The sequence below is a fragment of the Flavobacterium aciduliphilum genome, assembly GCF_003268855.1.
Classification (GTDB): domain Bacteria; phylum Bacteroidota; class Bacteroidia; order Flavobacteriales; family Flavobacteriaceae; genus Flavobacterium; species Flavobacterium aciduliphilum.
Map to the genome: position 1 here is coordinate 198,926 of NZ_QLSZ01000003.1, position 15,548 is coordinate 214,473.

Here is a 15,548-nt window from a genome sequence, read left to right on the forward strand (position 1 = left end):
ACCTTAATAGTAAAAAAGATGGAAAAATTTAACATTCAAATCGACAAACCTTGTGCTGAGGATTTTAAAACCTTTACAAAAACAGTAAATGGAGGTTACTGTAATTCCTGCCAAAAAAATGTTGTAGATTTTACAGCAATGAGTGACGATGAAATTCTAAACTACTTTAGCACTGAAAAAAGTAAAACTTGTGGTTTATTTCTTGAATCACAATTGAAAAGCTATTCTCCTTCTGAACTTTCTTCAAAAAGCAGAAGAACCAGTTGGGTATCCAGTCTGTTTGGACTTTCTCTTGTATCGTTATTGTCTTTGACCCATTCCTATGCTCAAGAGAAAACCAATACCCCAATTACAAAAGAAAGTGTTGTGTCTAAAAAAGACAATGCTTCGGCTACCACTACTGATAAAATTACTGTTACTGGTACTGTCTCAGACAAGTTGGGACCTTTGGCTAAGGCTAACATCTATTTGAAAAACCAAAACATCGGTACGCAAACGGATGCAGATGGGAAATTTATCTTTCCGAAAAAATTGGAAGCTGGTGATGTATTATTGGTATCCTACATGGGGTATAAAAACAAAGAAATAAAAGTGATTTCTGAAAATCATTCGTTAACAATGATTAGCCATGTAACGTTAGAAAATTCAGAAATCGTGATGATGGGAGAAGTGGCAACAAATAAAGTGTATCATTCTAAACGAACTTTCTTTCAAAGAATAAAATCATTGTTTACGAATGAATAAGTGGATTTTTTTAGTCATTACCCTTATAAGCACTTATCGTATTGAGGCACAAGTTTCGGATTTTAAAAATGTGAATTTTAAAAATGCCGATGCTGTTGCCTATGCTCATAAGGGTGATGATTTATCAAATCTGCCCGAGTTGGCTTATCAACTTACTCATACACTGCCCACCGATGTAGAAAAATTTAGAGCCATCTATACATGGGTAAGCACCAACATTGAAAGTGATTATAGCGGTTGCCTTAAAAATTTATCTAAAAGAAGAAAACATCAAAAAGATAGTTTGGAACAACACCGATGGAATACTGCTTTTAGCGGTCAAGTGTTTAAAAAACTATTGAAAGAGAAAAAAACAATTTGCACGGGTTATGCCTATCTAGTGAAAAGCTTAGCCAATTTGGCAGCTATTGATTGTGAAATTGTGGATGGTTATGGTCGGAATGAAAGCATGGAAACTTCTGAATTACGGTTTCCGAATCATTCTTGGAATGCGGTAAAACTCAATAATAAATGGTATTTGTGTGATGCCACTTGGTCGAGTGGTGCTTATAATTTGAACACCTTTAAATTTGATTTTGATTATAATGATGGGTATTTTCTAGCGGCTCCCGAATGGTTTGCCAAAGACCACTACCCTATCAACACTTCATGGCTTTTGACAAATAAAAAGATTACATTGCCCGAGTTTTTAAAAGCGCCTTTGATTTATAACTCTGCTTATCGTTATGGTATTTTTCATACAGAACCTTCAGTGATGCATTTGGAAGTTGAACGAAATAAATCAATTCAATTTATTTTATATGATGAAAAAAAGATTGATTTGAGTAGTCTTTTTATTCAAATTAATTGTGGAAGTAGTAGTGAATTTCTTAAACCTCAAATCGAACACTTACTTAATAATCAAATAAAAATAACCTTTCTTTTTTCCCATCAAGGTACCTATGATGTGCATCTCAATGTAGGTCTTAATTCTATTTGTACGTATGTAATAAAAGTTAAAAATAGAGTTTAGTACAAACTTTAAAAGACATCTAATCTACTGTTATAACACATATAATATTTTCTTTACGAATTGAAAAAACTACAACAATCCGTTGTACTTCCTAACAAACCATTCCAAACCAAGCAAAACTACAAGTCCAATCAATATCCAATACCAATCCAACAATGGGGTATTTTTTACAACTTCTTTTTCAATAGTTTTATACTCTGTATTATCGATTAATTGTTTAATGAAAGCATCTACTTGATTGGGAAGAACAATAGCTCCTTTCGTTTGTACCGCCAACTGTTTTAACTTAGTTAAATCGGGGTTAACAAATTGCTTTTCAATATCAAAATCGATAATTTCAAAATTGCCTGAATAGCTTGTATTGGATTGTAATTCTTTCACCACAAAACTATAACTACCTGGAGTGAGTCCGTCTAAATTTACTTTAAAACAATTGGTTGATTTAAGTAAGTCATAATTTTTTACTTGTTTCGTTTTTTTATTCGTCAAAGAAATTGTCAGCTTGGCTTTGTCGTCAAATTCATAGTTTTTATTAAAATATTGAGCCGTAATCTCCAAGGCATCTCCATAATTGTAGAAGCGTTCATGGTTAACAATAAGGGACTTTCTAGCATCATTAGAAGCCAAAAACTGAATTACTTTTGACAAAAACGTATCAAACTTTTCATACGACTTAGTATCTACATAACTTTTAGCACGCCATTTCCATAGGTTTTCACCAAATAAAAAGGCATTGCGTTTTCCTAAATTTTCCTCAAAAGCAAATAAAGGGGCTCCAGTATCTACATTGCGAATACGGGATGAAAGCAATGGAATGAGATTATTTTTTACTGTGATGTTGCCAAATAAATTCTCTAGGGGAGGAAATCCTTCAAACCCAAAATCATCAAGAGCAAAAAGATTAAAATCAGTATTGTATACCGCCAAATAATCTTCTTTTTGCGATGCCATTTTAAAATCGACTGCCTGTTGCTGCTGATTTAAAAAATTGAAATCGGTATCATTTCCTGTTATAATCCAAGAGTTAATTTTTAATTTCGCATTACTATCCATTACGCTTTTAAAAGACGCATTAGGTTGGTAGAATATCAGCACATTGTATTTCTGTAAATCACTAATAGAATTGGGTTTAAGTATTGTTACTTTACGTTGTGCATTAGATTCAATACTTCGTTTTAAGGCACCTAAATCGGGGTGATTGATCGCTGCAATCAGCGCTACTTCTGTCTTTTGTTCTATAATTTCTACAGCAAACTTTTTACTGTTGTTGTAGGTGTTTTTTTCTTTTTCTAGCGAAACAATAGAAGCGGTATACACTTGAACTCCTGTTCCATTAGCTGGAAGCAAAGCGTTTAAAACCACCGATTTTTTTTCTGGTGTAAACAACACTTTTTCTGTATATAATTTTTCGTTGCCTATTGCAATAGAAAATTGAGCCTGCACGTTTTTAGTACCTGCATATTGAAGAAATACTTCTACTGGAAATTTGTTTTTGTGAAAAGCGTATTTATTGACGTTAATCCGACTAATTTTTAAGTCTAAATAGGTCGTTGTATCTCCCAAAACAATAGGATATACTTTGTTTTCTTGATCAAAACCAAAAACATAATCCGCTCCTGTGGTTTGATTCCCATCCGAAAGTAAGGCAGTAACGTACTTAGTATTTTTGTAAATGCTTTTTACATTTTTTGCAGCGGCTTCAAGATTCGTTTGGGTTCCTTTGAGCGTAATGTCTTCTGTTTTATTCAAAGGCTTACAATCGGCATCAAATGCAAATGCTTGAACGTCAAACTTTCGCTTCAACTCCGAATTGGAAAGCAATTTTTGACAGATGTCTTGTTGTGTTTTTTTTGCATTAAGATGAAAAATAGAACTCGAATTATCGACCAAAACCGCCAAGGGTGTCTTTTGAACTTCATACGTATGCGAACGAATCATCGGATTAATCAACAGCAATAAAATTCCGAAGACAATTAAAAAGCGTAAAAAAGCCAAGAGCTTAGTAACTTTAAGCAGGCTCTTAGCTTTATAATAATATTGAAAATAGGATATTCCACCAGCAACAAGTACTGATATTACTAAAAATAAAATGGTCGATGGGTTCATATCTATCGTTTCGTCAACACGGTTTTATTAGGTAAGCATCCCTCCACAAACGTTAAGTACTTGTCCAGAAACATACGCACTCATGTCGGAAGCAAAATACAAACAAGTATTGGCTACATCTTCAGGGGTTCCTCCTCTTTTTAGCGGAATAGAATCCCTCCAACCTTGAACTACTTCTGGACTCAATTTTGCAGTCATTTCTGTTTCAATAAACCCAGGCGCAATAGCATTGCAACGAATGTTTCTCGAACCTAATTCAAGTGCGATAGATTTTGTAAAACCTATCATTCCTGCTTTTGAAGCAGCATAGTTTGCTTGTCCTGCATTTCCCTTTACCCCTACTACACTACTCATATTAACGATAGAACCTTTTCTGTTTTTAAGCATGATTTTTTGAACCGCTTTAGTCATGTTAAAGACTGATTTTAAATTGACCTCAATTACCTTATCAAAATCTTCTTCACTCATGCGCATCAATAAATTATCTTTTGTGATTCCAGCGTTGTTGATAAGAATATCTACTGTTCCAAAGTCGGCAACTACAGCATCAACCAATTCTTGTGCTTCATTAAAAACAGCGGCATTCGATTGATATCCTTTTGCTTGTACCCCCATGGCTTTCAATTCGTTTTCAAGAACTAGGGCTGATTCGGCCGATGAGCTGTATGTAAAAGCCACTTGGGCGCCATGTTGCGCAAATACTTTGGCAATGCCACTTCCAATTCCTCTACTCGCACCTGTAATTATTGCTACTTTTCCTTCAAGTAATTTCATGATGTTTATTTTTGTTGTTTAATTTTAAAAGCCAAATATACTTAATTTCAAATAAAAAAGCAGACCTGTAAGCCGGATTCTGTTCTTCTTAAAAGGCCTAAACCCTTCAAAAATACCTTATCATTTATCTAGCCTCGAAATTACTCTCGAGGTCCATCTTTCTACCCTTCGGCAACGAGCGAGTAACCCTTAAGAGCCGATATACTTGAAATTTCACCGCATAGAGTTTACCTGATTTCACTACAGCATTACCTGTACATCCTTTCTGTTGCACTTGTCCTTGCTCGGTTTGAATTGCTTCAAAACGGGCCGACGGATGTTATCCGCTATGCTACTCTTTGGTGTCCGGACTTTCCTCTTTATTCTACATAAAGCGATAAGGCGGTCTGCGGGTCAAAGATAATGAATTGATGCGTATTGGAAATACTTTCGCAAACTTTTAAAGTTCTAAATTTTTAAACTTTTAAACTTTTACCTACATTTGTAAACCAAATTCAATCTATGGAACAATTTGTAGTCTCTGCTCGTAAATACCGCCCACAAACGTTTAAAGATGTTGTTGGCCAACAAGCTATTACAAATACGTTATTAAACGCTATAGAAACCAATCATTTAGCCTCAGCCTTATTGTTTACTGGACCAAGAGGTGTTGGAAAAACAACTTGTGCAAGAATCTTAGCTCGAAAAATTAATCAACCTGGTTATGATGATCCTACTGAAGATTTTGCATTCAATGTATTTGAATTGGATGCAGCCTCAAACAATTCGGTAGATGATATTAGAAACCTCATAGACCAAGTGCGGATCCCTCCTCAAACGGGTCAATATAAAGTTTATATTATTGACGAGGTACACATGCTTTCAACTTCGGCTTTTAATGCCTTTCTAAAAACATTAGAAGAACCGCCAAAGCATGCCATTTTCATCCTAGCTACTACTGAAAAACACAAAATCTTACCGACCATCTTGTCACGTTGTCAGATTTTTGATTTCAAACGAATCACAGTGAAAGATGCAAAAGAACACTTGGCAGAAGTTGCTAAAAGTCAAGGTGTTGCTTTTGAAGATGATGCACTGCATATCATTGCACAAAAAGCCGATGGAGCCATGCGCGATGCATTGTCAATCTTCGACAGAGTGGTGTCCTATTGTGGGACTACCTTAACTCGTCAAGCGGTAACCGAAAACCTGAACGTATTGGATTATGAAACCTATATTAAAATAACCGATCTCGTTCTTGAAAATAATATTCCTCAAATCCTATTACAGTATAATGACATTCTAGCTAAAGGATTTGACGGACACCATTTCATTGCAGGCTTAGCGAGTCATTTTAGAGATTTGTTAGTGTGTAAAAATCCAGCAACTGTATCATTGTTGGAAGTTGGCGAACAAGCGCAACAATTGTACCATGCCCAAGCACACAAATGTCCTTCAGATTTGCTTTTGAAAGCTATCGAAATCGCAAATGACTGTGATTTAAAATACAAGACGTCTCAAAATCAACGCTTATTGGTCGAATTGACGTTAATGCAATTGTGCTCTATCAATTTTGATGGAGAAAAAAAAAAGCTAACTTTATAATTCCGCCTACTTATTTCAAGAATAATACCTATTCGATTACCGAATTAGTAATTCCTAAAGAAGAACCTACTCCCTCAGCACCTCCTAGTATTGAAACTTCAATAGAAACCCCCATACCAACACCTGTGGTTACTCCGACTCAATCAACACATTCGGTCACAACAGTTGGTCTGGAAACCAAAATATCAGCCTTATCTTTGTCTAGTATTCGAGCTAAAAAAGAATTACTCGAAGTTCAGAAAAGCACTGTAAAACCTACTGAAGAACTTCCAACAGAAGCCTTTACAGAAACACAGATGTTAGAATTTTGGTTTAAATATGCGCAACGATTGAATGATAAAGGACAAATGATTATGGAATCGTTATTGCGTATTAGCGATCCTAAATTAGAGGGCACAATCATTCATTACGAACTCCCAAATGAAGGTTCTAAAATTGATTTTGAACGCGCAAAACCTGAATTGTTAGGCTATTTACGCGGCCATTTACACAACCACAACATCACAATTGAAGTTACTGTAAATGAAAAAGTACGCACCAAAAATGCCTATACTCCTCAGGATCGATACAACCGATTGAAAGAAATTAATCCCCATTTGGACTTATTACGAAGAACATTCGATTTGGATTTATAAATCCTTGTGAATTGTTTTTCTTTTAATCGTTTCCTTTTTTCAAGAATTTTAGTAAGCCATTCATATACATTTGTTGGTCGTCATACATACTCATGTGACTTCCTTTCGAACAATATAAATACATTCCTTTGGGAAATTGTGTTGACATCCACTCCATATACTTTGGGTCCATCGTATCATATTGGGCACCTATCACTAAGGTAGGTATCGTGATGTTTTTTAATTCTTTGGAGACATCCCAATTCGTTAATTTTCCCGAAAGTCCCATTTCACTTGGACCTTGCATGGTTATATAAAGCGATTGATTTAATCTTCCCATAGATCTTGTTACGGGTTCGGGCCAATCGTTAACGGGTAATCTTAAAATATGTTGGTTGTAATAATGCGCCATCAATAGCTCCATATACTTTGGATTGGAATACTCTTTTTTAGCCTCTAGATCTTGAATTGATTGTAAAACCGTAGGGGTTAACTGCTTTTGTAATACTTTTGAATAGTCCCCATATTTAGGACAACTAGCCATCATGTTGGAAACAATCATGCCTTTCAAATGATTTTGATACTTCAAAGCATATTGCATAGCTAAAATTCCACCCCAAGAATGACCTAACACATAAAAATTATTTTTGTCAAGATGCAATGCAACTCGAACTTGTTCCAATTCTTCTACATATCTTGGTAAATCCCACAATGTAGTATCTTTTGGGTTATCTGAAAAACCTGTCCCCAACTGATCATAATAAATAAACTCAATGCCTTCTTTTGGCAAGAAATTCTCCATACACTCAAAGTATTCGTGAGACATCCCTGGTCCACCATTAAGAAGAAGAAGTTTAACTTTTGGGTTGTTTCCTATACGTTTTGTCCAAACCTGAAATGTTCCTTTTGGAGTCTTAATGGCTACTTTTTGGACACCTCCTACTTGTATTCCTACCGAATTTGTTTGAAAATAAATTGATTCTTTTTCTTGTTTTTTACAAGAAATCAGCATTAAAAGAAAAAGAATTAAGACTGTTTTTTTCATGATTTTGATTATATTTTGTTATAATACATCGCTTTTACAATACCATCGGAAAGTCCTATTTTAGGAACATAAATTTGACGAGCACCACTCCATTTCATGGCATTTAAATAAATTTTTGTGGCTGGAATAATTACATCAGCACGGTCGGTGTTCAACCCTAATTCGGCAATTCTCTGATCGTAGGTTAAAGCACTCAAATATTGGTATTGAGCATTCAAATACAAATAAGAAAGCGGTTTATCTTGTTGCTTCCCTGAGAGTTTGAATAATTTATTTATATTTCCACCAGAACCTATAAGAATAACATGTTCAAACGGTTCACAACTGGCTTTAATCCACTTTTCAATTTCCTCCCACACAATATCATGGACCATATTATTTAGCAAACGAACCGTTCCGTTTTTAAACGATTTTGACGTAACAAGCTTTCCTTCCGAATACAATGAAAATTCGGTACTTCCTCCTCCTACATCAACAAAAAGATATGTTTTTTCTGTGGCAATTAAATTATGTAAATCAGATGACGCAATAATAGCCGCTTCTACTTTTCCATCTATGATTTCAATATCAATTCCCGCTTGATTTCTGATAATTTCTACCACTTCTTTCCCATTGTAGGCTTCACGCATAGCCGATGTTGCACAAGCTTTATAGAGTTCAATTTTATAAACCTGCATCAACAATTTGAAGGCCGACATGGCATCGACCATCCGATTAATATTTTCCTCGGTTATAGTTCCCACGGTAAAAGCATCTTGCCCTAAACGAATAGGCACCCTAATCAAGGAAGACTTATTGAACTGAGGTTCTTTTCCTTCTTGTTCTACAATATTAGTAATAAGCAATCGCATGGCATTCGAACCAATATCAATCGCTGCGTATTTTTTTATATTTATCATGAGTATATTACTATAAAACTAGGACACATTTCCTTGTTCATCGTGTAAATTTTTAAAATAATTATACGTTTCATATTGTGCTCGAAATACCGATTCATTTTCCTTTCGAATTCGGTATTTGTTATCGAGGTTTTCCGAATGAAAACGTGCTTTTACATTTCCTTTCCACCCAACTTCAAAAGTATCTATGAGTTGTTTCTTGATATCTTCTTGATAAATTGGGCAGGTTACCTCTACCCTACCATCGAGATTTCTTGTCATAAAATCGGCTGAAGATATAAAGACTTCGGGGTTATTATCATTACAAAAAATAAACACGCGAGCATGCTCCAAATAATTGTCTACAATACTAATCGCCTCAATGTTTTCACTCATGCCTTTTACACCCGGAATTAGTGAACAAATCCCTCTAATTTGAAGTCTCATTTTTACCCCTGCATTACTGGCTTCATACAATTTATCAATCATTTCAAAATCCGAAAGACTATTCATTTTCAAATTAATGTAAGCGGATTTTCCGGCTAAAGCATGGTTGATTTCACGATCGATGAGTTTGTAAAACCGCGAACGAGAGTAATGGGGAGACACAATCAAATGCTTATACCGTTGTAGACGGTAATTGATATCGAAAAACTCAAAGATTTTGGAAACATCTTTAAGAATTTGCTGATGACTGGTAAATAACGTCACATCTGTATAAACTTTTGCCGTAACTTCATTAAAATTTCCTGTTGAAATAAAGCCATAGCGTTTTGTTTTTCCTTCTTCCAATCGCTCGATGACACAGATTTTACTGTGCACTTTAAGTCCTTTTATTCCAAAAATCAATTCGATACCCTCTTGTTGCATTTGTTCTGCATAGGAAATGTTACTGGCTTCGTCAAAGCGGGCTTGAAGCTCAATTTGTACCACTACACGTTTTCCATTTTTGGCAGCGTTGATAAGTGAACTGATGATTTGCGAATTTTTAGCCAATCGATACAACGTTATTTGTATGGTTGTTACCTTTGGATCTAAAGCGGCTTCTCTCAAAAACTTAATCAAATAGGAATAGGATTGATAGGGTGCATAAACCAAATAATCTTTTTGGGCAATACTACTCAAAATACTTCCTTCAAGCGATAAACCCTCTACTAAAAGAGGCGCTTTTTTTGTATACAATAAATCATGACGCCCAAGATTTGGGAAATTCATATAATCCCTTCGATTATGGTATCTTCCACCAGGAATAATACTATCAGAAGAATCAATTTTCATGCGATTTAAAAAGAACGAAAGAGTATCTTTTTCCATCGTTTTATCATAAACAAAACGAACGGGTTCTCCCACACGACGTTCTTTTACAGAAGTAGCGATTTTTTGGAGCATGCTCTTACTCATATCACTATCAATATCGAGTTGGGCATCTCTAGTAATTTTAATCATGTGTGCCGAGATACTCTCGTACTCAAAAATATTAAAAATGCTGCTTAGATTATAGCGAATCACATCGTCTAGTAGCATGATGTATTGCTTTTCGCCAATAGAAGGCAGCACCACAACCCTATTGATGTTTTTTGGAATCTCAATCAACGCATACCGTATCTCTTTTTTGCCTTGTAATACATTTAACAATCGCGACTCTTGGTTTTTCATAACCAACTTAATGGCTAAATATCCTGAAGTGTCTTTAAGCAAAGGGAATTCTGCCAAATCATTAAGGATTATCGTCACCAATTCGGGACTCACCTTTTGAATAAAGAAGTCGTGTACAAAGTTTTGATGCTCTTGACAGAGTTCATTTTCATTAACAATAATAATATTTTCCTTTTCTAACTGTTTTTCGATAACACTTAGAATGCGTAAACTTTCTGATTGCTGTTTGATAACAATAGCTGTAATATCTTTAACGAGCTGTTGGGCCGTAATACCCCCTAATAATTTTTCCCCTTTTTTTCCTGTTAAACTCAGCCTTCGAATGGCGGCAAAACGCACTCGGAAAAACTCATCAAGATTATTAGAAAATATTCCTAAAAAACGCAACCGTTCTAATAAAGGTACGGTTTCATCGCCTGCTTCTTGAAGGACACGTGCATTGAAGGCCAACCAACTTTTCTCTCGGTCGATGTATCTATATTTTTTTTCACTTTCCATTTTATACCAATTCCTTATGAAGTACAAAACACTTCTACAATTATATCCTTTTTTTAATCATACACTTGAAATGTGCGTTATTCTCAACATTCAAATATATAAAAAATGTATCATAAAAAAAGACTCCTTAATATGCAATACGTATAAAAGGAGTCTAACATGATGTAACTATTTGATTTTTATTCGTCTAAATCAATCGCGAAAGAATTTAGAAACGCTATAGACTTTTCAATATCGTAATGTAAGATTCGATCTTCTTCTACAATAGACACTTCTTCTCTATAGGACTTTAAGAACATTTCGATAAACGCACTTGATTGTAGAGGTCTTCTAAATTCAATGGCTTGTGAAGCATTCATCAGTTCAATGGCTAAAATGCGTTCTACATTTTCCATTACTTTGAAACACTTGGTAGCAGCATTGGCTCCCATAGACACATGATCTTCTTGTCCGTTGGACGACACAATACTATCAACACTGGCAGGCGTTGCCAATTGTTTGTTTTGACTGGCAATACTTGCTGCAGTATATTGAGGAATCATAAATCCTGAATTGAGTCCGGGATTGTTTACCAAAAATGGCGGTAAATTTCGCAATCCAGAAATCAATTGATAGGTTCTACGTTCAGAAATATTTCCTAATTCTGACAAAGCAATAGCTAAGAAATCTAGAGCTAATGCCAAGGGCTGTCCGTGGAAATTCCCACCCGACACTATCAAATCCTCACCCACAAAAATATTTGGATTATCGGTTACCGAGTTGATTTCGGTTTTGAATACTTTTTTCACATAGTCTATGGCATCTTTTGACGCCCCGTGGACTTGCGGAACACAACGAAAAGAATACGGATCCTGCACATGTTGTTTAGGTTGCGCAATAATCTCACTGTCTTCCAAGAGTTCGGTCATACGCTGAGCCGTCTCGATTTGCCCTTTGTGCGGACGTACATAATGTATCAATTCGTTAAAAGGCTCGATTCGTCCGTCAAATCCTTCCAAAGAAATGGCTGCAATGACATCAGCCAAATACGAATATTTCATAGCTTTGAGCAACACATAACACCCATAAGCACTCATAAATTGCGTTCCGTTTAAGAGCGCCAAACCTTCTTTTGATTGCAATACAATAGGTTGCCACCCCATTTTTTCCAAAACTTTTCGAACTGGTTGACGAAAGCCGTCATAATAGACTTCGCCCTCTCCTAACAAGGGTAACGATAAATGCGCAAGAGGCGCTAAATCACCACTTGCTCCAAGAGAACCTTGCGTGTAAATTACAGGCAATATGTCATGATTGTAAAAATCTACCAAACGCTCCACTGTTAGCAATTGCACTCCTGAATTCCCATAACTCAACGACTGTATTTTGAGTAAAAGCATAATTTTTATCACAGCTTCTGGAACCAAATCACCCGTGCCACAGGCGTGCGACTTCACAAGATTTTCTTGTAGCTTAGACAAGTGATCTTTATCTATTTTTACATTACACAAAGAGCCAAATCCAGTATTAATTCCATAAATAGGCGCTTCATTAGCACTCATTTTTTGATCTAAATAAGCTCTACATTTTTGAATTTTTAATTTGGCTTCTTCCGACAGAGTAATCGTTTTGTGTTGTGAAAGAATCTCTTGTAATGCTTCTAAGGTGAGTATTTCTGAACTAATATAATGAATATGATCCATTTTCTAATTATTTTGAAGGTTAGGGTCTAAAATCGCAGGTAAAAATACAATTATTTTAACTTGGTTTTTTTGTTAATTCAATAAAATTAAAGTTTTTATTTTGTTTAAATAGAATTAATCATTTTCTACAACGTTGTAATATTATGATATTCATAAAAATAAACTTATTCCTTTTTTATATGAATGCTTTAACTTACATTTGAATCTATGCAAATTCATCAAAACATAGTCTCTTATTCTCGTGCTACCCTTGTAGGACATACTTGTTTTGTAGGTACCTCTTCAACAACCACTACTACCCCATTCGGGGTATAATTTTCACATATAATCCTCTTTAAGGACTTTCAAAAATGAAAGGAAATGTCTCATAGCATCATACTTTTAAAATTTAAATGTACAACTCATAAAAAAGACTCATGATCGTATTAAAATTTGGCGGCACTTCTGTAGCCAACGCACAAAACATTCAAAAAGTTATCGCAATCATTAACCAAAAAGCAACAAACCACCCACTCGCGGTTGTCGTTTCTGCACTCAGTGGTGTCACGGATATGCTAATTAATGCCTCTAAAAAAGCGGCAACAAAAGACGAAAGCTACCAAAACAATCTTGAAGAAATTAAGCAAAAACATTTTGATGCTATTGCCGAATTGATTGACCCCTCTCATCAGAACCAACTGTTAATTCGAATAAACAGTCAAATCAACCAATTGCAAACGTTACTTGATGGTTGCTTTCTTTTAGGCGAATTATCCCCTAGAACAGCCGATGCCATAGCTGGTTTTGGCGAATTATTGTCCTCTCAAATTATTGCAAGTGCTTTACAACAAAGCCTTCCCAATAGTACTTTTAAAGACAGTCGTGAATTAATTAAAACCAATGCAAACTTCGGAAAAGCCTCTGTGGATTTTAATACAACAAACAAACGTATAGGCGATTATTTTTCAGGAATTAAATCACAAGTGGTGGTTTTGCCAGGTTTCATTGCCTCGTCTGAAAATGGAAATACAACTACTCTAGGTCGTGGAGGCTCTGATTATACCGCTGCCATCATTGCAAATGGGTGTAATGCTTCTTCCTTAGAAATTTGGACCGATGTAAATGGAATGTTTACAGCCAATCCTCGAATCGTAAAACAAGCCCAACCTATAGAAACTATTTCCTATCAAGAAGCGATGGAATTATCGCATTTTGGTGCAAAAGTGCTGTATCCTCCTACCATTCAACCCGTACTCAAGGCAAACATTCCTATCTGGATTAAAAACACTTTTGAACCAGAAGCTTTTGGAACGCTAATTTCCAATCAATCAGAAACTAACATTAACCCAATTAAAGGAATTTCACATATAGATAATATTGCATTACTCACACTTGAAGGGTCTGGAATGGTAGGTGTGGCAGGCTCCTCTAAACGCCTTTTTGAAGTGCTATCACAACACGCTATTAATGTTATTTTTATTACCCAAGCGTCATCGGAACATTCTATTTGTATTGGAATTCTGAATGCTGATGCTGACAAAGCCAAAGAAGCTATTGACAAAACTTTTGAATTAGAAATTGCTCAAAATAAGATTGATCCTTGCATCGTTGAAAAGGATTTATGTATTGTGGCACTAGTTGGAGAAAACATGAAAAACCATCAGGGCTTGAGCGGTAAGATGTTTAGTACTTTGGGGAAAAACAACGTAAACATTCGTGCTATTGCTCAAGGTGCTTCCGAAAGAAATATTTCGGTGGTTATCAATGAAAAAGATGTTAAAAAAGCACTGAATACCTTGCACGAACGTTTTTTTGAAGACAATACCAAACAACTCAATCTATTTGTTATGGGTGTGGGCAATGTGGGCGAAAAATTCATTGACCAAATTCACCAACAAAAGAAATTCTTAAAGGAAAATCTAAAAATAAACGTTCAGGTGATTGCTTTGTCTAATTCTAGAAAAATGGTATTTGACGAAGAAGGCATCAGCTTGAAAGATTGGAAAGTCCTTTTAGAACAAGGAGAAACGGCAAATGTAAATGCTTTTATTTCAAAAACTAAAGACCTTAATTTACGCAACAGTATCTTTGTAGATATCACCGCTAATTATGATGTTGCAGCGATTTACGACCAATTCCTCAAACAAAGTATTGCAGTAGTGACTTGTAACAAAATTGCTTGTTCGTCACAATACGAAAACTATAAAAACTTAAAATCGTTATCTAGAAAATACAATGCTCCTTTCTTATTTGAAACCAATGTTGGAGCTGGATTACCTATCATAGATACCTTAAAACATTTGATTGCTTCGGGGGATAAAGTAAACCGAATCAATGCCGTTTTATCGGGGAGCTTGAATTTTATTTTTAACAATTTTAGCGACTCATACAGTTTTCATGATGTGGTAAAAGAAGCTGGCGTACAAGGATTTACAGAACCCGACCCAAAAATTGATTTAAGTGGTGTTGATGTGGCTCGAAAAATTTTAATTCTCATCCGAGAAAGCGGTTATACTATGGAAATGGAAGATATTGAAAACCGTTCGTTCTTACCCAAAGAATGTATGGATACGACAAATAATGAGGATTTCTTTGCGTCACTTCTCAAACATGCCAATCATTTTAATGCTCTTTTAGCAGAAGCTAGAGCTAAAGACAGCCGATTAAAATTTGTCGCTTCATTTGATAATGGAAAAGCGAGTGTAGGCTTACAATTCATCGCAAAGGAGAGTCCGTTTTATAATCTTGAAGGAAAAGATAACATTGTCGAATTTTACACCGATAGATACGTTGACCAACCCCTAATCATCAAAGGGGCGGGCGCAGGTGCGGCAGTAACGGCCTCTGGAATTTTTGCGGATGTGATTCGAATTGGAAACGTGTAAAATAAGACATTAAGCTTCGAAGTGCCTAAGGTTCTGAGGCAATACTAAACTAAAAACCTCAGCATCTTAGAACCTTATAACCTCATAACTA

At 35.5% G+C, this 15,548-nt stretch carries 11 protein-coding genes and 1 other RNA gene; 5 read left to right on the plus strand and 7 right to left on the minus strand.

The window, feature by feature from the left end:
• The first annotated feature begins 18 nt into the window (after positions 1 to 18).
• Both CLV55_RS05215 and CLV55_RS05220 read left to right on the plus strand, forming a co-directional pair.
• A complete protein-coding gene (locus CLV55_RS05215; RefSeq protein WP_112112694.1) occupies positions 19 to 744 on the plus strand; it encodes a carboxypeptidase-like regulatory domain-containing protein in 726 nt (241 codons plus the stop codon).
• Positions 737 to 1,756 carry a transglutaminase domain-containing protein gene (locus tag CLV55_RS05220; RefSeq protein ID WP_112112695.1) on the plus strand — a complete coding sequence of 340 codons (1,020 nt, stop codon included), beginning with the start codon at positions 737 to 739 and terminating at the stop codon, positions 1,754 to 1,756. The genes CLV55_RS05215 and CLV55_RS05220 overlap by 8 nt, the downstream gene beginning before the upstream one ends.
• A gap of 69 nt (positions 1,757 to 1,825) precedes the next feature.
• On the opposite strand, the gene CLV55_RS05225 is transcribed toward CLV55_RS05220, so the two are convergent.
• The 3 genes from CLV55_RS05225 to rnpB all read right to left on the minus strand — a co-directional run bounded on the left by CLV55_RS05225 (position 1,826) and on the right by rnpB (position 5,029).
• The gene (locus CLV55_RS05225) at positions 1,826 to 3,862 is read right to left on the minus strand and encodes a hypothetical protein (RefSeq protein WP_112112696.1); all 2,037 of its coding nucleotides are present in this window, start codon (positions 3,860 to 3,862) and stop codon (positions 1,826 to 1,828) included.
• 27 nt (positions 3,863 to 3,889) lie between these two features.
• Complete coding sequence (fabG, locus tag CLV55_RS05230; protein ID WP_112112697.1) at positions 3,890 to 4,636, minus strand: 3-oxoacyl-[acyl-carrier-protein] reductase; 747 nt, start codon at positions 4,634 to 4,636, stop codon at positions 3,890 to 3,892.
• Positions 4,637 to 4,688: 52 nt separating this feature from the next.
• An RNA gene (gene rnpB / locus CLV55_RS05235) (RNase P RNA component class A) lies at positions 4,689 to 5,029 on the minus strand.
• A 108-nt stretch (positions 5,030 to 5,137) separates the two neighbouring features.
• On the opposite strand from rnpB, the gene dnaX reads away from it, so the two are divergent.
• Positions 5,138 to 6,220 (plus strand): DNA polymerase III subunit gamma/tau, encoded by a 1,083-nt coding sequence (gene dnaX / locus CLV55_RS05240; protein ID WP_112112698.1) that lies wholly within the window; start codon positions 5,138 to 5,140, stop codon positions 6,218 to 6,220.
• A 125-nt stretch (positions 6,221 to 6,345) separates the two neighbouring features.
• A complete protein-coding gene (locus CLV55_RS05245) occupies positions 6,346 to 6,855 on the plus strand; it encodes a DNA polymerase III subunit gamma/tau (RefSeq protein ID WP_245902680.1) in 510 nt (169 codons plus the stop codon).
• A gap of 22 nt (positions 6,856 to 6,877) precedes the next feature.
• On the opposite strand, the gene CLV55_RS05250 is transcribed toward CLV55_RS05245, so the two are convergent.
• From CLV55_RS05250 to hutH, 4 genes are all read right to left on the minus strand, one after another.
• On the minus strand, positions 6,878 to 7,879 hold the full coding sequence (locus CLV55_RS05250; RefSeq protein ID WP_112112699.1) for a proline iminopeptidase-family hydrolase: 1,002 nt from the start codon (positions 7,877 to 7,879) through the stop codon (positions 6,878 to 6,880).
• Between the two features lie 8 nt (positions 7,880 to 7,887).
• Positions 7,888 to 8,778, minus strand: coding sequence for a Ppx/GppA phosphatase family protein (locus tag CLV55_RS05255; RefSeq protein ID WP_112112700.1), 891 nt, complete (start codon positions 8,776 to 8,778; stop codon positions 7,888 to 7,890).
• A gap of 18 nt (positions 8,779 to 8,796) precedes the next feature.
• A complete protein-coding gene (gene ppk1, locus CLV55_RS05260; RefSeq protein WP_112112701.1) occupies positions 8,797 to 10,911 on the minus strand; it encodes a polyphosphate kinase 1 in 2,115 nt (704 codons plus the stop codon).
• A 179-nt stretch (positions 10,912 to 11,090) separates the two neighbouring features.
• Positions 11,091 to 12,593 carry a histidine ammonia-lyase gene (gene hutH, locus CLV55_RS05265; RefSeq protein WP_112112702.1) on the minus strand — a complete coding sequence of 501 codons (1,503 nt, stop codon included), beginning with the start codon at positions 12,591 to 12,593 and terminating at the stop codon, positions 11,091 to 11,093.
• Between the two features lie 416 nt (positions 12,594 to 13,009).
• Here hutH and thrA point away from each other — a divergent pair, with 416 nt between their 5' ends.
• The gene (thrA, locus tag CLV55_RS05270; protein ID WP_112112703.1) at positions 13,010 to 15,457 is read left to right on the plus strand and encodes a bifunctional aspartate kinase/homoserine dehydrogenase I; all 2,448 of its coding nucleotides are present in this window, start codon (positions 13,010 to 13,012) and stop codon (positions 15,455 to 15,457) included.
• Positions 15,458 to 15,548: the final 91 nt, after the last annotated feature.